Raw genomic sequence first — 21,228 nt, 5'->3', positions numbered from 1 at the left:
AAATAGGATACAACATTTAATTGCATACCATATTTCTACCGTTTTCTTTTGCCTTGTAGAGCATTATATCAGCTGCTTTGATTAAATCATCAATATTTTTGAAATTTTCATTAATGGTAGCTACTCCAAGACTTATTGTACAGTTAATCTGTTTTTTGTTTTTTATATTAATTTTCATGTTTTCAATTGTAAGCCTTAAGTTTTCAGCAGAAATTACAGCTTGTCCAAGACCAGTGTTTGGAAGTATAATTACAAATTCTTCACCACCATACCTACCAGCAATATCTTGTTCTTTAAGTACTTTTTTTATATTTGAAGCTACATTTTTTAATACTGTATCTCCAACGTCATGTCCATAGGTATCATTAAATTGTTTAAAAAAGTCTATATCTAACATTATAACTGAAAGAGAAGAGGAATTAGTTTTAGAAGTCAAAAATTCTTTTTCAGCAAGTTCATATAAACATCTTCTATTGTTTAAACCAGTCAATCCATCTATATTGGCGAAATATGCATTATCAATAGCAGTCTTCACAGCATTTTTTAAAGTCAATTGTGTCTGTATTCGAGAAAGAAGTTCATTTTTATCAAAAGGTTTTATAATATAATCATTTGCACCAAGACTAAAAGCTGCACTTATATCTCCAGGCTGATTTTTTGCTGTTAACATTATTACTGGAAGTTCATATATAGTGTTATGTTTTCTTATTCTTTTGCACACCTCATAACCTGACATCTTAGGCATCATTATATCTAGAAGAATTAAATCATAAGCTTTATTTTTTATTAAGTCAAGGGCAGTTAATCCATTCATTGCTATATCTATAGTGTAATTTTGAAAAGATAATATGTTACTGAGAACTTGTAAATTGATTTTTTCATCATCTACTACAAGAATTTTAAAGGAACTGTTATCTTCTATTTCAGTTGATGAAAAAGAATTCTTGTTAATAACTTCTGATAATTTATTGCGAGTATCATCCATTGTATTAAATAATTTATCATCCAGTGTATGAGCTTGTGGTGAACTTAAAGCTTTTTTTAATGTAAAATAAAACTTTGAACCCTTACCTACTTCTGATTCTATCCATATGCTTCCGCCATGCAGTTCAATCATTTTTTTTGTTATGGGGAGACCTAGACCTGTACCTCCAAATTCTCTTTGAGAAGATTCTTCAACTTGTTCAAAAGGTTTAAAAATATCTTCAAGTTTATCATTAGGTATTCCAATACCAGTATCTTCTACGCATATTTCTATAAATTCATTTTTTTCTTCTGCAGTTACCTTGATGTACCCTTCTTTAGTAAATTTTATTGCATTACCTAAGATATTGTACATAATCTGCTGCAATCTATCTTCATCACCTTGTACTAAAGGTAAATTATTTGATATTTCATCAATAAATAAAACTTTGTTGTTGGGCTTTGTTGACTTTATTATTGTAATTACAACGGAAACAAGCTGCTTGAAATCAACCTCCTGATTTTTTATTATTATATCGTTGTTTTTTAATTTTGAATAATCTAATATATCGTTAATTAAAGCTGATAATCTTTTACCGCTTGATACAACTAGTTTTAAGTTTTCTACTGTTTTTGCTGGTAGTGTTCCAGTTACACCGTCGATTAATGATTCGCTTATGCCTATTATGCCGTTTAGTGGAGTACGAAGTTCGTGAGAGGTATTTGCAAGGAAATCATCTTTTAATTTGTCTAACATTTGTAACCTTTGAGAAAGCTTTTTTATAATATTATAGTCATTAGCAAAGCCTATTGAAAGTAACATAGATTGTGCCAATATGAATAATACAAAACCAAAATCAACATAGTAACCAGTTTCTATTATTTGAAGATAATAGAGCATATCGTTCATACCAGCAGTAACTAAGGAAAGTACTCCAATAGAGAATATAATTGCAGTAATGCCGCCTTTTAGGGCACATTTAAATGATATATATATAATTAAAATGGCACTTGCAAGTATTATAAAAAAGTAGTATTGAAACATAGATGAATACACAAAGGTAGGAGCAAATACTATAATTATAGAATATATTCCGTTTAAAATTAATAATGTTTTCGTTAGCAGCTTGGGAGATTCTTCTTCAAATTGATAATAAGTAAAAGTAATAAAGGTCAGCATACAAAGCGTGACGGAAATTGTTGATATTCTTGAGGTTAACGCAAATTGTAAGTTTGGAAAAAACTCCATAAGGGAAGTTTCACCTGTAAGAATTGTCCTTAGTGCAATAGCTAAACAGAAGAATCCAAAAAATAAGAGATTTTTTTCTTTTTTTCTAAATAAAAATAATATTAGATGATAAAGACCTGCAAAACAGCATATTCCTATTAGTACCATTTCTTTAATTATTGCATAGTATCTTTGCTTATATATTGCATCACTGTTACCTAATATAAAGCTTTGTCCAATTCCAGCATTTCCATGAGAATAATTTTTTACTTGAAGAACAATATCAATAGTGTCTGTGTCACTAGCAAAAGAATATGCTTTGGGGTTAAGAAATTTAACTTTCCCATCAGTAAAACTTCCATGCTCGTCAATAAGCTTACCATTTATCCAAAGTTTAAATTCTGTATATATTTCAGGAGCTTTTAGACCTAAAGTTTGTAGTTTACCATTAGTTTTTATTTTTAGTCTGTAAGTAGCAAAGCCTTTTGCAGGTAAATGCAAGCCTTCATATTTTGTCCAATACATTGGCACTGGATAATAACCAGTAGCTTTAACGAAATTATTTTTTAAATCTTTTGGCGATAAAAGTTTATTCCAGTAAAATTGCCATTTGCCATCAAGGTTAATGTTTCCATCAACGTCAAAATTCCAATTTTTTAAATCTATTACACCGCTATTTGCAGTTATGCTTTTATGCTCAACCTTTTTACTGCAGCTGCACAATGGAAGAACTATAAATATAATTGCAAGAAGACATAAAATTTTTTTGGGGGTTCTTATGTATTTTTTCATTACCTTCTCCTTTAGAATATATATAGGAGGATGTGAAAAAGGGTATTCTATAGGTTTTACTATATTGCACATAAAGCCTATAGAGCTGCTAATAAAAAAGAATACCTATATTTTTCACATGCTCTATAGTGAAACTATAAAATTTATTTACTATATATTTACATGGAAAATTGTCGCATAAAAATAAAGAAAGGTCAATAATGATTATGTTAATAGTTGATTTTTGTAAAAATATGATATATGAATTGAAGCCTAGTTGTAAATTATAGTCTTAATGATAAATTAGAAATTAATAAGAAATGGTTAAATAATATTAATGGAGCTGCAGCACAATGTTTAAATAATTTCATTAATTAATATACCAATTAGCATCTTCTAAAATATTACTTGGTAAAAAATCAAATTTTCTGCACTAGCCCCAAATTCCGTAGGCACACTAATATTTTTGATTAATTTATGTCTTTGAAATGGAGCATTAGAAATTAATGATATAGGTTCAAGAATCTTAATGGGCTTACGCCCAAGCCTCTGGTATGTGTTCTTTCCTTAAACCACTGTAATTGTGAAGTAAGAGCGTTTTGGAATGATTTAAATAACAGCTTATAAATCTTAGAGGAATATTCTCAAAAGACTTAGAACTTTCAATTTGTCTGAACGATAGTGAGTTATTGAAAGTTCTTAGGATTTTGAGAATATTCCTCTTAGATTTATTGCTGCTATTTAATGTTCCAAAATGCTCTTACTTCGCATTTCTATTCGTATTTAGCTTCCCAGATTTCTTTTTCAACAGCTTCCTTAGCATCACCTATATGGGCTCTATTTAACCCATCCTTAACAGCTGCCTCTACAACTGCTGTTGCAACTAATTTTGAAGCTTCTTTAAGTCTTGCAACAGGTGGAAGTATTGAAGCACCAGGTTTTGAAAGATCTTGAAGTGTTGCAATTCCATGTGCAGCGGCAGAAAGCATTGCATCTGAAACTGTCTTTGCTTTTGCAACAATTATTCCAAGACCAAGACCAGGGTAGAGTAAAGCATTATTTGCTTGACCTATTTTGTAAGAAACACCGTTGTATTCAACAGGAGCAGAAGGACTTCCAGTTACTACTAAGGCTCTTCCATCAGTCCATTCTATAAGATCTTTTGCAGTTGCTTCTGCAAGTCTTGTAGGGTTTGAAATTGGCATAATTGCAGGTCTTTCATTTAATTCAGCCATTTTCCTTACAGCAGCTTCAGAGAAAGCACCATGAACGCCAGAACATCCAATAAGAACAGTAGGTTTTACTGCTGCTACTATGTCGGCAATATCAGTTAATGGTTTTTCAAATTCACCCTTTTTTCTAGCATATTTCTTTTGTCCATCTGTTAAGTCTTCCATGTCTTCAGTAACAAGTCCGTATCTGTCTATGATATAGAAGTCTTTTATTGCTTCCACTTCAGATTTACCAGTTCTAACTTTTTCAAGAAGTATCTGATCTGAAATTCCAATTCCAGCGGTACCACCACCAAATACTAATACTTTATGGTCTTTTACAGGGATTTTTGTAACTTCTGCAATGGCATTCATAGCAGATACCATCATTACACCAGTACCTTGAATATCATCATTGAAGGTACAAATTTTTGATCTATATTTTTCTAATATTCTACTTGCATTTCCACGACCAAAATCTTCCCAGTGCATTAGAACTTCAGGGAAAAGCTCTGTAGAAATTTTTACGAATTCATCAATGAAGTTATCATATTTTTCTCCAGTAATTCTTTTATGTTTATTTCCAAGATAAAGTGGATCATTTAAAAGTTTTTCATTGTTTGTTCCAGCATCAATTACTACAGGAAGAACGTTCTTAGGATTAACACCTGCTGCAACGGTATATACTGCAAGTTTTCCTATTGAAATGTCAACACCTTGAACTCCCCAGTCTCCAATTCCAAGAACTCCTTCACCATCTGTAACAACAATAAGTTTAATTTCATCAAGATCTTTTAATCCTGCTTCAATTGATTTTTTTATGTTTTCTGGATGATCAACAGATAGAAATACAGCATCTTTTGGTGTTTCATAGTTTTTAGAATAATTTATAACTGCATCACCTATAGTTGGAGTGTAGATTATTGGAAGAAATTCAGTAACATGCTTTCCAACTACATAGTAAAAAAGAGTTCTGTTTGTATCAAATAAATTCATAAGGTAATTGTGTTTTTCAAGATTATCTTCAAAAGCTTTTGTTCTTTCATATACAATTTGTTCTTGCTCATCAATTGTTCTTACAGCGCTTGGAAGAAGACCTGTGAGATCATATTTTTCCCTTTCTTCTTCAGTAAAAGCTGTTCCTTTGTTTAAAAATGGGTTTCTTAATAAATCTTGTCCTTTTAAGTTAATCATTTATAGCACTCCTTTTAATTTTAATAGATTCCAATAATTTTCCACCATATGGAGCCTAAACCAAGCCATATTATAAAGTATACTATACCAAGAATAAAGTTTAAACTCCACCATTTATTTTGACTTACATAACCTGAACCAAAAAGAATAGGTGCAGGTCCATTACTGTAATGTGTGGTTGAAGAAAATAAGTTTCCGAAAAAACCTAGTGTTAAAGCAGCAAGCATAGGAGGAACACCTCCAGCTAAAGCAACTCCAAGAAATGCTGAATACATTGCACTTACATGAGCTGTTGCACTTGCAAATATATAATGTATATAAAAATATGCTAATAGTAAAATAAGCAATATTATAGGCCAGCTAAAACCATGAACAGCGTTTCCAACTAAATTACTAAACCATTTTATTAATCCAAGTTTATTTAGCTGATCAGCCATCATAACAAGTACTGAAAACCAAATAAGGGTATCCCAAGCACCTTTTTCACTTTTTACATCATTCCAATCAATAACTTTAAAAAGAAGTAAAAGAGAAAGGCCAATTAAAGCTGTAAGTGTTGCATTTATATGTGTAAAGCTTCCTGTTACCCATAAGAAAAGTATTATGATAAAAACTAAAGTCATAAATTTTTCTTCTTTTTTTAATGGTCCCATTTTTGAAAGGGCATCTCTTGCCATTTTTGGTGCATTTGGTGTATCTTTAACTTCTGGTGGATACAGCTTGTATATTATAAAAGGTACAACAATAAGTGATACAACACCAGGAACTAAGGCAGCTAAAAACCAACCAAACCAGGTAATGTTAACATTAAGTCCTTTTGCAAGAGTTTGCGCAAGCGGGTTTCCAGCCATAGCAGTCAAAAACATAGCAGCAGTTATAGCATCTCCATGAAACTCAGAAAATATTAAGAAAGCTCCTATTTTTCTTTCTGTTCCATCTTCTGGTTTTGAACCAAAGGCTTCAGAAAGTGATTTTATTATAGGATAAATAATTCCGCCAGCTCTTGCAGTATTGCTTGGAGTTGCAGGAGCTATTACAAGGTCACAAAATATAATTGAATAGCAAAGACCAAGAGTTTTTTTACCAAATAGCCTTACAAATTGGTAAGCTATTCTAGAACCAAGCCCCGTTTTTATAAAACCTCTTGATATAAAGAAAGCAATGACTATAAGCCAAATACTGCTTTCACTAAAGCCAGAAAGTGCAGTGTCTATTTTTGTAGTGTTTGTAAAAGTAGATAAAGTTAGACCAATTATAGCTACAGCACCTATTGGTAATGGTTTTAGTATGCAACCTACTATTGTTGCAATAAATATTGCTAGCATGTGCCAGGCAACAGGTTTAATACCAGAAGGACAAGGTAAAAACCATAGTATAACACCAACAGCAAAGGCTATGAAAAGCTTTGTGTACATGCTAGAAAGTAATGTTTTTTTGGAACCGTTTTCCACATCTAAGACTTCCTTTCTTGTTTCTTCAAATTTATTATACTTCTATATACTTTGAGCGTGAAATATCGTTTAATTATCAGGTCATAAGTATTATTTATAACATTAATTCTTGTTATGAAGTGATTTTAGTTATAATTTAATAAATTTAGTGTTAAAATAGATAAATATATGATTAGGACAAGGAGGACTGGCAGTGAGTGACTTAATATTTAGTTTTAATGTAATAATGCCAATATTTTTAGTAGTTGCTTTGGGATATTTTTTAAGAAGAATAGAACTTATTGATGATAGATTTGTTAATATGGCCATAAAATTTAACTTTAGAGTTGGACTTGCAGTACTACTTTTTAAAAATATATATGATGCTAAGTTTGCTAAAGTTTTTGATGGAAAACTTATGATTTTTGCATTTTCAGCTATAGTTTGTTCAATAATAGTGTTTTCAATAATAGTTCCTATATTCATTAAGGATAAAAGAAGAGCATCAGCGATGATACATACTATGTATAGAAGCAATTTTGTACTTTTAGGAATTCCAATTGCTCAGTATATGTTTGGAACTAACAATATAGCATCAGTAGCATTACTTCTTCCAGTTGCAATTCCAACATACAATTTTTTAGCAGTTGTACTTCTTACTGTATTTGCTGAAGAAGAAACTGGAAATATAGGAGAAAAAATAAAATTGACTTTATTACAAATAATTAAAAATCCTCTTATTATAGCATCATTTTTAGCAATAATATTTCAGCTTTTTTCAATTAAGCTTCCAGTGTTTGCTTATAGGGCGGTAGATGATGTAGCTGCTTTGGGTACACCTCTAGCACTTATAACATTAGGGGCTCAGTTTAAATTTAAGAGTGCAAAGGTAAATTTAAAGTACAGTTTAATAGCTACTTTTGGAAGACTTATATTAGTTCCAGGTACGGTTATAACTACAGCTTATTTTATTGGATTTAGAAAATACGAAATAGGTGCACTTTTTATATTATTTTGTGCACCAACAGCAGTATCATCTTATGTAATGGCGAAGGAAATGAATTCAGATTATGAACTTACAGGTGATGTTGTACTTTTAACTACCTTTTTTTCTATGTTTACAATTTTTATTGGAATATATTTGCTAAAAACCTTAAGCATTATATAAGGCATCTTAAAGCATAATGAATGGAGATAAACGAATGAAGAAATTAAAAAGAATTTATATAGAGATTACTAATGTGTGTAACCTTGCTTGTAATTTTTGTCCGCAAACAAAGAGGCAGCCTGAATTTATGAAGTTAGAAACCTTTAATAAGATTTTGGAAGAGATAAAACCATATACAGATTATATATATCTGCATGTAAAAGGTGAACCACTATTACATCCTAAGCTAGATGAATTTTTAGATTTAAGCTATGAAAAGGGCTTTAAGGTGAATATAACAACTAATGGTACACTTATAAATGAAGTAAAACATAAATTACTTAATAAACCTGCTTTAAGATTAGTTAATTTTTCTTTGCATAGTTTTGATGGAAATGAAGGTGGAACTAATAAAGATGAGTATATAGGCAATATTATATCTTTTGTTAAGGAAGATATAACTAATACTGATACTTTGGTATCCCTTAGGCTGTGGAATCTAGATAAGGATAATGCTACAAATATTAAAAGGCAAAGAAATAGAGAGGTGCTACAAATAATTGAACAGGAATTTAACTTGCCATATAAAATTGAGGAAAAGATTGAACCAGGTAAGGGAATAAAAGTTTCTGATAAAGTATATTTAAATCAGGATTTTGAATTTGAATGGCCGGATTTAGAAAAAGCTGAAGATAAAAACCAAGGTTTTTGTTATGGTGCTAGAAGTCATATGGCTATACTAGTAGATGGAACGGTTGTACCTTGTTGCCTTGATGGAGAAGGTATTATAAAGCTTGGAAATGTTAATAATACACACTTTGCTGAAATAATTCATGGGGAAAGAACAAGCAATATGGTTGATGGTTTTTCAAAGGGGGAAGTAGTAGAAGAATTGTGCAGGAAGTGTGGATATAGGAAGAGATTTAATTAGAGTTATTGAAAAAGATAAGAGGAGAGAAAATAATTTTATAATCAAATCTTAAATATTGAGAACCTTTATTCAGAGTACAGAGTACAGATGACAGAGTACAGTTAAGGATGATTTACCTTTCCTTACGTCAGGTAAATCTTAAACTTAAATGTTGTTCAGCTCCGCTGAACAACATTAATTTCGCGATTGCGTAAGCAATCAAAAATAAGTTATAAGATTTTCTGTAGCAAAGCGGAAGAAAATCATCCTTAACTGTACTCTGTACTCTGTCAGCTGTACTCTGAATAAAGGTTTTTATTTTTGTGTTGACAATAATTGCATAATTGTATAAACTGTTTATATAACACATAAACAGTTGGAGGCGGAAAAATGAAAATTTATCAAAATTCAAAAGAGCCACTGTATAAGCAGATAAGTAACCAGCTTCGGGAGCAAATACTTAAAGGTGAACTCAAAGGTGGGGAATATCTTCCATCCATAAGGCAGCTTGCCGCAGATCTTAGGATAAGTGTCATAACCACAATGAAGGCTTATCAGATTTTAGAAGAAGAAGGACTTATAACCTCTCAGCAGGGAAAAGGATATTTAGTTAATGCACAAAATGATGAGATGATAAAGGAACAGCATTTAAGGCTTATAGAACAACATTTAATGAATGCTATAGAATGCAGTAAAATAGCTGATATATCCGGAGAGGAACTTATTAATATCTTAAAGAAGCTTATGGAGGTTGAATAGTTATGGAGACAATATTAAAAGTAGAAAATTTAAATAAAAAATTTAAGGAATTTGAACTTGGTAATGTTTCTTTTGAACTGCCTAAAGGGTATACAGTAGGTTTAGTTGGAGCTAATGGTGCTGGAAAAACAACGCTTTTAGATTTAATTATGGGTTTTCAAAAAATAAATGGTGGGAGCATTAATTATTTTAATAAATGTACTTCAGCAGAAGAAAATGAAGTTAAAAATAGAATAGGATATGTCTCTGATAGCAATTATTTTCATCCACATTGGAAGGTAAAAAATGTTGCAACTGCCATGGAAACAGGGTTTGATAATTTTAATAAAGACAAGTTTTATGAATTGGTTGCTAAGTTTGAAATCAATTTAAAAAAGGAAATTCTTCAAATGTCTAAAGGAACTCAAATGAGGCTAATGCTAGCAGCTCAACTTGCAAGAGCTACAGAACTTTTGGTATTAGATGAACCTGCATCACCACTTGATCCATTAATGAGAGATGAACTTTGTGATTTATTTAGGGAATATGTTAAAGACGGAGAAAAAACTGTATTTTTTTCAACTCATAATATTGCGGATATGGAGTATGCAACGGACTACGTAATAGTTATGAAAAATGGAAAAATAATTGAGCAGGGATTTGTTGATGATTTAAAGGAAAAATATTCAGTTGTTTCAGGAAATAGTAAGGAAATTGATGACATAAAGAAGTATTTTAAGGAAATTAGAGTTACTTCAATGGGATTTGAGGGAATAGTGTTATCAAGTGATATAAATAGAGTAGTGGAAGAATTTGACGTGGCGGTAGAAACTCCATCACTTCAGCAAATAGTCGTAATGCTTTTAAAGTTAAAAGAATTTGAGGGTTAATTTGGGGGGATTAAAGTGATTGAAGAAATTATAAAGGCGTACAAATGTTATAATACTAGTGTGAAATTAGGATATATACTATTTGCTATGGGTATTTTACTTACATTTATTTTTATAGGTGTGGCGAAGATAGTTGGATATACTGATGTGGCCATAAGTACAATATATATTATTTCTATAGTAATGATTTCAATTATTTCACCTGGTGGATACAGCCATTGGATAAGAAATAACTATGGCTACGGAAAATTTATTAGGAGCATAAAAAATCCTTATGGTAAGCTAAAAATAGCTATGATAATAAGTTTTTTTAAAGGAATAGTTTTTTACTTAATTTATTTATTTTTCCTAAAGATAATTTTTATAATTTTAAAAATAGAAGAATTTTTTAATTTGTATCAAATATTTTATGGTGCTATCCTTGGAGTTGTTTTATTAGGTATAAGTCAAATTCTTTCGTATTATATTAAAAACGAAAAAAACGATGCCATCACTTCCACTGTTATTTATGGGATAATTGGAGGAGTTGTTAGCCAATTTACTGTAAAAAGACAATCAGTAAATTTTATAAATACACCAAAGACAGCTATTTTTTCTTTTATAGTGGCAGTTATTTATTTACTAATAATATATACAATTATTTTTAAGAGGATAAGAAATAGGTGGTGGGTACAGTGAAGAATATAATACGAGCTGTAAAGATATATCTTAGTTATAAAAAAATTTTATATAGTATATTTAATTTTATACTAGCCGTGTTATTATCTTGTGCTGGAATATTCATCATTGAAAAACCAACCTCAAAATATTATATGATGCCAATATTATTTTTGGCTTTTGCGCTAGTATTAATATTAGCACCATTTTTAGGAAACGATATAGAGATAGGCTTTAATAGAAAATTTATAAAAACTACAGTAGTTTTCAAGCAAGTGACAAGCTTAGCACCGCTTATAGTAAGCAATGTATTAGGTTTCATATATATACTAATAATTTCTGTGATTAAATATTTAAGAAACACAAATATAAATAATTTTTCAGATACGATTTTTGTTTTTTTTGTTACAATTGGGATTATTAGTTGTATTAAAATTTTATTGATTAATATGCAGATGTTTAGGGCAATACTTGTAGTATTAGTTTTTTTAGCCTTGTCAGCTATGTCTAAGTATCATTTTATATTTTTAGGAATGGTAAAAAGTTTTGACCATAATAATTATGGATGTACAATATTATCTGGAATTATAATTTGTACTTTGATTAATATTGCTGCTTATGGATACTCTAAATTTATTGCGAATTAAGTGCATTGCAGGATATTAAATAAAATTAATAAATCTAAGGCAAAAAACTTTAAAATCCTAAGAAGCTTCAATAACTCGCTGAAAAGAAGCTCAGACAATTGAAACATCTAAGGCTTTTAAAGTTTTTTACCTAAGATTTATAAAATTTTATTTAAATCATCCTACAACACACTTACTTCACAATGTACATGGTTTTAAAGGAAAAAATTCCTCCGTGCCTACGGAATTTTGGTGTAGTACAGAAACAATATCTATTACTGAAATCATTAAAATTACTGTATTAAGTTGTTAGGAAATAATTATATATTGTGAAACAAAGAGATAGTGGATTAATCAAATAGCCTTTGGTAGGTGGAGGGAAAAATGATGTCAGTGAATAGCATTGAAAAAATATTTTAAATAAAATTGTATAAAACTTAGTGGAAAATTTTTTAAAGCTTTAGAGATTTAGATTGTCTGAGCGTTTTTTTGCGAGTTATCTAAAGCTCTTAAGCTTTAAAAAATTTGCCGCTTAGTTTTATTAATTCTATTTAAGATTTTAAGATGCTATTCACTGACATCATTTTGATCCACCTACCAAAGGCTATTTGATTTTGCACTACACTTTGCTTCGCAATATTTAAAATTTACGACCAAATTGATTATTGGTGCAACACATGTTTTAAGAATACTAGCACTTTAAGTATTCTTTGATTTATATTATTTTTCTTCTGTAATAAGATAATTCCAAGAAGAAAGTTTGATTTTATCTCCAGCTTTGATGCTATTTTGTGTTAATAAATCCACCATGTCGTATTGAGAGATTATAAATTGGTCGTCATCTGAGTAATTAAAATAAAATCTTATTTTATGGTTTTCAGCATTTAATGCTTCTTTATAAATAATAGGAAATAATAAAGACGTATCTCTCAAAATTTGAAGTTTATCAAGATAGTATTTAAAAACTTCATTAATTACTTCTTTACTTGGCAGACATCCAATGTATATTGCACTCCCATTTCCATAAATGTTTTCAGTAATGGCAGCATATTTTCCCCAATGTTTATGTTTGTATTTTGCTAAAACATTTGCAGTATCAGGGATTAAGAGTTCCATCCAATCACTTATTTTTTTATCTACATTTTGATTAAAGTTTGGATTTAGGTCTAAGGAAGAATATTTAGGATCTACAAACATCTCATAATGAACTCCGCATACTTTGCTTAAAATTCCTGGCTGTACTTCAGTTCTAACTTTTACATTTTCATTTGTAAATCCACTCTTAAACATGCATAAAATGTGGCCACCATTTTTAACATACTCGTTTATTTCTTCAAGTTTTTTATCTGATACTGAGTATAGTGAGGGAATTATTACTAGATCATAATCTTTTAGGTTAATGTTATTTGCATCTGATACGTCTGTTCGTACATTTAATTTATATAATTCATCATATAAAATTCTAAAAACATCATTATAGTTTTTATCACTGGAAAAAGGGAACCACTTTAATGCTGTTAAGCTTTCATTGCTTACTAAAAATGCTACCTTAGAAGAAATCTTTAAATTTGCAATTTTTTTAGAAAGCATTTTTAATTCCTTTCCTGTTTCTGAGACTTCTTCATATACAGGATTGGTATTAAAATCATGACTAAGAATTCCTTTCCAATATGTTTCCAAAGAATTATGAATCGAATGCCAATGCCAATATTCAATCACGTTTGCGCCGGAAGCAATATGACTATAGGCAGCTAATTTCAACTGACCAGGAAAAGGAACTCTATCCTTAAAAGCCTGAGCTTGAGTTTCTAGTACAAAGTAATTTTTATGTTTTGTAGTTCTTGCAATATCACCAGCAAAGGATATTTCTGCACCAGTAAAATTTTCTTGAGAAGGATGATAAACGTCAATGCCAGTAATATCTAGACATTTTGAAGCTTCAAAGTGGTTTACATCTGGTTGAATACCATAAGAATATCCACGCCACTCAAAATCAAGGTTATGAGTAATAAATTGATTTTCCTTTTTTAATTCCCTTACTAGCTTTGCCTGCCAATTTAAATAGTTTGTTACAATTTCCCTCTGGAACTTTTCAAATTCTGCACCAAGACTGCCGTTTATAGTGCCATCTACTGATAGGAAGTCATCCAAAGAGTTGATTCTATTGCTCCAATAATCTAATCCAAATTCTTTGTTAAATTTGTCTAGGTTACCTGAAAATTTTGCTTTTATATACATAGCAAATTGTTTTTGAACATTTTCACCAGAAGTTCCATAGTGCTTTGTTTCATTGTCTATTTGATAGCCGATAATTGCTGGATGATTAGCCACATGACTTATCATTTTTTTTATAATTCTCTCTGCGTATTTTAGAAATACTTGATTCGTAATATCCATTATTTGCCTTGCACCATATTTTCTTTGACCATCTTTAGTTGTTACCATTACTTCAGGATATTTCCTTGCGAGCCATGTTGGAATGGCATAAGTAGGTGTGCCTACAATTACACTAATGTTAGCTTTATTCATAGCATCAAGAACTTTATCAAGTGGGGAAAAGTCAAAGACCCCATCTTGAGGTTCATATGTACTCCAGGTACTTTCCCCAATTCTAACAAGATTAATATTTGCCTTTTTCATCATAGATATATCTTCTTCTAGGCGCTCATAAGGTAAGTATTCATAATAATAAGCTGTTCCATATAGTATTTTATCCAAATCAACATCTCCTTTAATTTTATATATTTTATTGAAATCGTTTTGGTAATCCTTTAATATTATTATTAACGTTTTTCGGTAATTTGTATATGGACAAATAAGTTGAGTTTTTATCCAAATCAATTTAGGAGGTATTATGAAAAGTTCAGAAATGTTAGCAAATGCACATAGGCTGCCAGTACTTGATTGGAATTTATGTTTTTTTGGTGGACATATTCAAAAGGTACAAAAGGGATGGTATGTACCATCTAATTCACACCTTGCTTTTGAGATGATTTTTATTATTGAAGGCGAACAAAAAACTTTAATAGAAAATGAGATTTATTGCATGAATAAGGGAGATATACTAATTATACCTCCAGGATTTGTTCATGAAATAACTTGTACGGGTAAAAACGGCATGGAGTACTTTTGTGCTCACTTTGATATCGACGATCCTATTTTTATTATGGAGATGACACAAAAATCTAAGGTTCATTATGAAAATGGATCTAAAGAAAATGAATTATTAAAAAAATATATTTATGAATTTATCAATCTTATTGATTATACTATGAATTATAGTTTTAAAACAAAAATGCAAATACAAATGATTTTATCAAATTTTTTATTAGAAATTAGTACGCTATTAGAGAAAAGAGTAACTAATACTAAAAATTCAATATTAGATTCAAAATATGCAAAAATGATTGCTGAGAAAATTAAAGCTTCTTTAAAAGAAAAAATTTTGTATGAAACAAAAGGTAAAGAAGAAAAATTTGGGGGTAGTGAAATAAAAATAGAAGATATTATTAATAAGGTAGGATTAAGTTCAGGTTATGGTTATAAAATTTTTAAAAATGTTTACGGATTATCACCAAGAGAGTATTTATCAAAGTTAAAGCTTAGAGAAGCAGAAGCTATGCTTACAAAACCTCAAGTTTCTATTCAGGAAATTAGTGAGAGATTGGGATATAAAAATTTAGCTGATTTTAGCCGTCAATTTAAAAGGTGGAAAGGAATATCACCTAATAAGTATAGAAAGGAGATGTAGCAATAAAAGTTATTTTATATGCAAATCTTAAATATTGCTAAGCAACTCAAGTGAAAGTTTTTGACAATGTCTTGCACGTTAAAATTTTTACACTTATAAAAATATGGCCTTTAATTTTTGAAATTAAAAATATTTTGACAAAATAATAAAAATATGTTAAAAATAAATTAATAATTACTTAACAAATTATTACTTTAAAGTAATATAAAAAAATGTATTGAATATTTTGTTATTTGAAATTTAAGGGGGAAAAACATGTTAAACTCTGTAAAGAAAATTAAGCAACTCATAACATTAACCTTGGCATCAGTGATGACATTTACTTTAATTGGGCCAGTAAATATTAAGGCAGAGACTAGTATCAAAAGTGTACAAACTATTAATTCAAATCAAAATACTAAAAAGGTAAAAGCAAGTAATGACAAACTATCGCTTCAGATACTTGCAACATCGGATAGTCACGGCAGATTTTTGCCATATGATTATGCCATAAATGCACCAGATACCTCTGGAAGTCTTGCTCAAATATATACAGCAGTAAAAAAATTTAGAAGTGAAAATCCAGATAATACAATTGTTGTAGATGATGGGGATATAATTCAAGATAATTCAGAGAGTCTATTTTTAAATGGTAAGGGAAATCCTATGATAGATGCTATGAATAAAATTGGATATGACACTTTAACTTATGGTAATCACGAATTTAATTATGGTGTACCAACACTTCAAAATGTTATGAAACAATTTAAAGGGAAAACACTTTGTGGAAATGTATATAATAAAGATGGTTCAAGACTTGCAGCACCATATGCAATTGTTGAAAGAAGTGGAGTTAAGGTTGGAATAATAGGAATGGTAACTCCAAATATAACAAGATGGGATTCAGTAAATCTTTCTGGATATAAAGTAACAAATCCAGTTGATGAAACAAAAAATGCTATAGCTGAATTAAAAAAGCAAAATGTAAATGCAATAATTGCAGTAGAGCATATGGGAGAAACAGAAGAGTATAATGAACCTGGTTCAAGTGTAATGGATGTTCTTTCTGAGTGTCCAGAAATAGATGCATTTGTAGCAGGACATTTTCATGAAAGAATAGTTGGGGATTATTTTTATAACAAAACTGTATATACTTTAAGTAATGGAACAGTTACAGCAACTGCTATGGATGGAAGTACTAAAACTGCAACTATGGATGATTATAATAAAGCTAAGGCAAATGGAACTGTAATTGTAGAACCAAATAAGTGGGGAAAAACACTTTCTCAAATCAACATAAACTTTACAAAAGATTCAACAGGTAAATATGTGATCGAAAATAAAGGAAATATCACTACAGCTGCATATGATATGTCTTCAAAAGCTGGAGTTATTTATGGAGCAGATCCAGATTTAACAGCAGAACTTCAAGGCTATAATAAAATTGCTATTGATGATGCAAATACGCCAATAGGAACTTTGAAGGGTGGAGACTTATCACCTAAAAATGAAATAAACGGAATAGGACAAGCAAAGCTTCAGCCAACAGCAATGATTGATTTAATAAACAAGGTTCAAATGTATTATGGTGAAGAAATTGCAGGACATAAAATAGATGTTTCAGCGGCGGCAATGTTTAAAGATAGTCAAAATGTAGCGGAAGGACCAATTAAGAAGTGTGATACTGCCAATATATATGAATTTGATAATACTTTATATGTGCTAAAAATAACTGGAGCACAATTAAAAAAATATATGGAATGGTCAGCATCATATTATAATACCTTTAAGCCGGGAGATTTAACTGTTTCATTTAATCCATCAATACCTGGATACAATTATGATATGTTTTCTGGAGTAAAATATAATGTAGATATATCAAAAAATCCAGGACATAGAATTGTAAATTTAACTAAAATGGATGGAACTCCAATAAATGATTCTGATGTTTTATATATGACAGTTAACAACTATAGAGCAGGAACACAGCTTCTAAAGGCAGGACCTGTATATGGAGCCAATGACAGCCTTCCAACTTTAGTTGGTGAATCAGATAAAACTGACGGTTTAGGTGATGGAAGAATAAGAGACTTAATAGGAAGCTATATTCAAAATGTTAAGGGCGGAACTATAACACCAGAGTGCGACAATAATTGGAGCATAATAGGAAACAATTGGGATGCTAGCCAAAGAGAATTGGCAGTTAAGTATATAAATAATGGAAGCATTCCACTTGCACAATATAACTCAAAGGCTATTACTTGGAATGATCTACAAAAGGCAATGAGTGCTAGTGGAGCTAATAGTGGTGGAACTCAAACAGGAAATTCATCTGGAAATGCTACTGGCAGCGGCACAGGAAATACTTCTAGCAATGGTACTAGTACAAATGGTAAAGCTGTAACAAAATCAGCTTCAACAACTTTGCAAAAACTTCCAAAGACGGGTTCAGCTGTTGATACAAATTTACTTGTTGAGCTTGGAGCAGTTATAGCTATGTTAGGAGTTATAATGTTTATTGCTGCTAAAAAGAAGAAGGAAGAAAAAGCAGCTTAGAAAATAACACAGAGTACGGAGTACAGAGTACAGAGTACAATGAAGGATGATTTTTCTACGCGAGCGTAGAAAAATCTTAAAACTTATTATTTTTAAGATTTTCTGTTTCAGCAGAAAATCATCCTTCATTGTGAATTGTGCATCGTGAATTGTGAATTTTAGTAATGCTAGCAGGATAAACTTTGCATTTGCAATTTTTAGTTTGGAAGTAGTTTCACCATATAGAAGAATTAAAAATACTAAAATGGATAAAATAAATACAAAAAATATAGAAAAAAATATAGAAATAAATACAAAAAAACTTGATGAAGGAGTGCAGAAATGTTAAACTAATATTTAGGTGTTAACACAAGTGAAAAACAAGCAAAAAAATATGCTTGTTTTTTATAATGTGATTATAGTCGGTAAAGAATGTATTAAAGATATACCATGCGAAACTTCAAAATTAATTTGTATCAAAATGCCGTCTTTTGGGCATTATGATGCAAATTGATTTTGGCAGTTGAGCCGGTATATCTAAAGTGAAACTACTGCGAAACGCAAACTATTTATGTTCCAAAATACCAATCTTCAAGGGATTATGGTTCATATATAGTTTATAGTTGAGCTAGTTTCACTATATATATGAGAGATAATTGGAGGTAACAATATGATTTACTCGGAAGGTTCTGGAAAAGAATATCATATTAATGTTGGAAAAGGAGAAGTAGGAAGGTATGTTATACTGCCAGGAGATCCAAAGAGGTGTGCAAAGATAGCTGAGCACTTTGAAAATCCTGAGTTTGTAGCAGATAATAGAGAATATGTTACATATACTGGCTACTTAGATGGTGTTAAAGTAAGTGTTACTTCAACAGGAATAGGTGGTCCATCTGCTGCTATAGCTTTAGAAGAATTGGTAAAGTGTGGAGCTGATACTTTTGTTAGAGTAGGCACATGTGGTGGAATGGATATAAATGTTAAAGGTGGAGATGTAGTTGTAGCTACAGGAGCTATCAGAGCAGAAGGTACAAGTAAAGAATACGCTCCAATTGAATTTCCAGCTGTAGCAGATTTTGAAGTTGCAAACGCATTAGTAGCAAGCTGCAGGGAGTTAAATAAACAGTACCATGTTGGAGTTGTTCAATGTAAAGATTCTTTCTATGGTCAACATTCACCAGAAACTAAACCTGTTGGTTATGAACTAGTTAATAAATGGGATGCTTGGTTAAGATGTGGAACTCTTGCATCTGAAATGGAATCCGCTGCATTGTTTGTTGTAGGAAGCTATCTAAAAGTAAGAGTAGGATCAGTATTTTTAGTAATTGCTAACCAAGAACGTCAAAAAGCAGGATTAGAAAATATACAGGTTCATGATACAGAAACAGCAATAGAGGTTGCAATTCAGGGACTTAGAAATTTAATTAAAGCTGATAAAGAAAAAATAAGTAAATAAAATATAAAGAGGTTAATTACATATGGAAAATATAGAAAAATACAGAGCTATTATAGATATAGCTTTTAAAGCGTGTGAAAATGCATATGCGCCTTATTCAAATTATCAAGTTGGAGCTTGCGTTTTAACTAAGGATAGCAAACATTTTATAGGTGCTAATGTTGAAAATGCATCTTATGGATTGACAAATTGTGCTGAAAGAAATGCGATTTTTCAAGCTTATTCAAATGGATATCGTAAGGGAGATATAGAAGCAATAGCTATAGTAAGCAAAGGTAAAACTTTAGCAACTCCTTGTGGAGCCTGTCGTCAGGTGCTAGTGGAGCTATTAGAAAAAAATACGCCAATAGTATTATCTAATCACAAGGAAGAGAAAATTACTAATATTGAAGAACTATTACCAATGTCTTTTACTGAAGCAGATTTATAATAATTGTAGTTTTTTACTATCATTTTATTTATGTTTCTAGAGTATATATTTACAAACGAAATTATACTTGAAATGCATAAGTAATTGTGATATAAAATAAAAGAATATAATAGAATTGCCTGAGGAGGAAGAAGTATGAAAAAAGGGATTGCATTAATTATGTCAGCTGCTCTTATTATGGGCACATTGGCAGGATGCGGAAGCACTACAAACAAAACAAGTAGTAGTGACAAACAAAGTACAACTAAAAAATATAATGTTGCTATGGTAACAGATACAGGTGGTGTAAGTGACCAATCTTTCAACCAATCATCATGGGAAGGATTGCAACAGTTCTCTAAGAAAACAGGTGCAAAAGTTAGCTATCTAGAATCAAAACAAGAATCAGATTATGCTACTAACTTAGATAAACTTGTTGATAGTAACAATAAGTTAATTTGGGGTGTTGGATTTGCAATGGCAGATGCGGTATTAAGCGCTGCAAAAGAAAATAAGGATGTTAATTATGCTATAATAGATAACTCTTATGGAGATAAAACACCAAGTAATGTAACAGGAGTTACTTTTAAAGCACAAGAATCATCATTTATAGTTGGATATATAGCAGGAAAAACAACAAAAACAAATAAAGTAGGATTTGTTGGTGGAATAACAAGCCCAGTAATTGATCAATTCCAATATGGATATGAAGCTGGTGTACTTTATGCTGCAAAAGAATTAGGAAAAACAATCAATGTAGATGTTCAATATGCTGAAAGCTTCTCAGATGCTTCAAAGGGAAAAGCAATTGCACAAAAAATGTTCTCTTCAGGAGATGACATTGTTTTCCACGCAGCTGGTGGTACTGGTGTAGGAGTAATTGAAGCTGCTAAAGAAGCAAATAAATTTGCAATCGGTGTTGACCGTGATCAGGCATACTTAGCTCCTAACAACGTTTTAACTTCAGCTTTAAAGCTAGTTAATGTTGCTGTTCAAAAAGTTTCTGAAGATGCTATGAATGGTCAGAAAATCGGAGGAAAAACTTATACTTATGGTTTAAAAGATGGTGCTGTAGGAATACCTACTACAAACAAAAATTTAAGCCCAGCAGTTTATGATGCAGCTATGAAATTAGAAGATAAAATTAAAGATGGATCAATAGTTGTTCCATATGATAAAGCAACTTATGCAAAATATAGTAAATAATAATATGTGATTTTAAACAGTAAATTGCTAATTGTTCTCGTAAAACCCCCATATTTTTGTAGACTTTACGAGTAACAATTAGCTAATTTACTATATAATAGTAATACAGTTAAAATGCTATATCCTA

At 30.6% G+C, this 21,228-nt stretch carries 17 protein-coding genes; 13 read left to right on the top strand and 4 right to left on the bottom strand.

Translation table 11 applies throughout. The features are described from left to right. Positions 1–16: 16 nt before the first annotated feature. The 3 genes from CUEA01_RS16655 to CUEA01_RS16645 form a co-directional block, all read right to left on the bottom strand. Positions 17–2,983, bottom strand: a complete 2,967-nt coding sequence (locus CUEA01_RS16655) for a diguanylate cyclase (protein ID WP_234122866.1) — start codon at positions 2,981–2,983, stop codon at positions 17–19. Between the two features lie 752 nt (positions 2,984–3,735). Further along, a complete protein-coding gene (locus CUEA01_RS16650) occupies positions 3,736–5,367 on the bottom strand; it encodes an NAD-dependent malic enzyme (RefSeq protein WP_234122865.1) in 1,632 nt (543 codons plus the stop codon). A gap of 20 nt (positions 5,368–5,387) precedes the next feature. Then, positions 5,388–6,818 carry an anion permease gene (locus CUEA01_RS16645; RefSeq protein ID WP_234122864.1) on the bottom strand — a complete coding sequence of 477 codons (1,431 nt, stop codon included), beginning with the start codon at positions 6,816–6,818 and terminating at the stop codon, positions 5,388–5,390. 193 nt (positions 6,819–7,011) lie between these two features. On the opposite strand from CUEA01_RS16645, the gene CUEA01_RS16640 reads away from it, so the two are divergent. From CUEA01_RS16640 to CUEA01_RS16615, 6 genes are all read left to right on the top strand, one after another. Further along, positions 7,012–7,965, top strand: coding sequence for an AEC family transporter (locus CUEA01_RS16640; protein ID WP_234122863.1), 954 nt, complete (start codon positions 7,012–7,014; stop codon positions 7,963–7,965). Between the two features lie 34 nt (positions 7,966–7,999). Continuing rightward, positions 8,000–8,875, top strand: coding sequence for a radical SAM/SPASM domain-containing protein (locus CUEA01_RS16635; protein ID WP_234122862.1), 876 nt, complete (start codon positions 8,000–8,002; stop codon positions 8,873–8,875). A gap of 369 nt (positions 8,876–9,244) precedes the next feature. Next, positions 9,245–9,613, top strand: coding sequence for a GntR family transcriptional regulator (locus tag CUEA01_RS16630; RefSeq protein ID WP_234122860.1), 369 nt, complete (start codon positions 9,245–9,247; stop codon positions 9,611–9,613). Between the two features lie 2 nt (positions 9,614–9,615). Then, complete coding sequence (locus CUEA01_RS16625) at positions 9,616–10,482, top strand: ABC transporter ATP-binding protein (protein WP_234122858.1); 867 nt, start codon at positions 9,616–9,618, stop codon at positions 10,480–10,482. Positions 10,483–10,497: 15 nt separating this feature from the next. Beyond that, entirely contained in the window at positions 10,498–11,160 is a 663-nt protein-coding gene (locus CUEA01_RS16620; RefSeq protein WP_234122856.1) for a hypothetical protein, read from the top strand. After that, a complete protein-coding gene (locus CUEA01_RS16615; protein WP_234122854.1) occupies positions 11,157–11,786 on the top strand; it encodes a hypothetical protein in 630 nt (209 codons plus the stop codon). Before CUEA01_RS16620 ends, CUEA01_RS16615 begins: the two co-directional genes overlap by 4 nt. A gap of 699 nt (positions 11,787–12,485) precedes the next feature. Here the strand turns inward: CUEA01_RS16615 and CUEA01_RS16610 are convergent. Further along, positions 12,486–14,483 carry a beta-galactosidase gene (locus CUEA01_RS16610; RefSeq protein ID WP_234122852.1) on the bottom strand — a complete coding sequence of 666 codons (1,998 nt, stop codon included), beginning with the start codon at positions 14,481–14,483 and terminating at the stop codon, positions 12,486–12,488. 136 nt (positions 14,484–14,619) lie between these two features. On the opposite strand from CUEA01_RS16610, the gene CUEA01_RS16605 reads away from it, so the two are divergent. The 7 genes from CUEA01_RS16605 (at position 14,620) to CUEA01_RS16580 (ending at position 21,101) form a co-directional block, all read left to right on the top strand. Continuing rightward, positions 14,620–15,516 carry a helix-turn-helix domain-containing protein gene (locus tag CUEA01_RS16605; protein ID WP_234122850.1) on the top strand — a complete coding sequence of 299 codons (897 nt, stop codon included), beginning with the start codon at positions 14,620–14,622 and terminating at the stop codon, positions 15,514–15,516. A gap of 255 nt (positions 15,517–15,771) precedes the next feature. Then, complete coding sequence (locus CUEA01_RS16600) at positions 15,772–18,051, top strand: 5'-nucleotidase C-terminal domain-containing protein (protein ID WP_234122848.1); 2,280 nt, start codon at positions 15,772–15,774, stop codon at positions 18,049–18,051. A 202-nt stretch (positions 18,052–18,253) separates the two neighbouring features. Next, a complete protein-coding gene (locus CUEA01_RS24980) occupies positions 18,254–18,379 on the top strand; it encodes a hypothetical protein (protein ID WP_268906194.1) in 126 nt (41 codons plus the stop codon). 24 nt (positions 18,380–18,403) lie between these two features. Beyond that, entirely contained in the window at positions 18,404–18,544 is a 141-nt protein-coding gene (locus tag CUEA01_RS16595) for a hypothetical protein (RefSeq protein ID WP_234122846.1), read from the top strand. A gap of 156 nt (positions 18,545–18,700) precedes the next feature. Beyond that, complete coding sequence (udp, locus tag CUEA01_RS16590) at positions 18,701–19,486, top strand: uridine phosphorylase (protein WP_234122844.1); 786 nt, start codon at positions 18,701–18,703, stop codon at positions 19,484–19,486. A gap of 22 nt (positions 19,487–19,508) precedes the next feature. After that, positions 19,509–19,916, top strand: coding sequence for a cytidine deaminase (gene cdd / locus CUEA01_RS16585; RefSeq protein ID WP_235699929.1), 408 nt, complete (start codon positions 19,509–19,511; stop codon positions 19,914–19,916). A gap of 135 nt (positions 19,917–20,051) precedes the next feature. Further along, entirely contained in the window at positions 20,052–21,101 is a 1,050-nt protein-coding gene (locus CUEA01_RS16580) for a BMP family lipoprotein (protein WP_234122842.1), read from the top strand. Positions 21,102–21,228: the final 127 nt, after the last annotated feature.

Origin of the sequence: Clostridium hydrogenum (assembly GCF_021432385.1) — a bacterium.
GTDB lineage: Bacteria > Bacillota > Clostridia > Clostridiales > Clostridiaceae > Clostridium_S > Clostridium_S hydrogenum.
The sequence above is the reverse complement of the archived record's forward strand: the minus strand, read 5'-3'. Positions and strand labels throughout refer to the sequence as shown.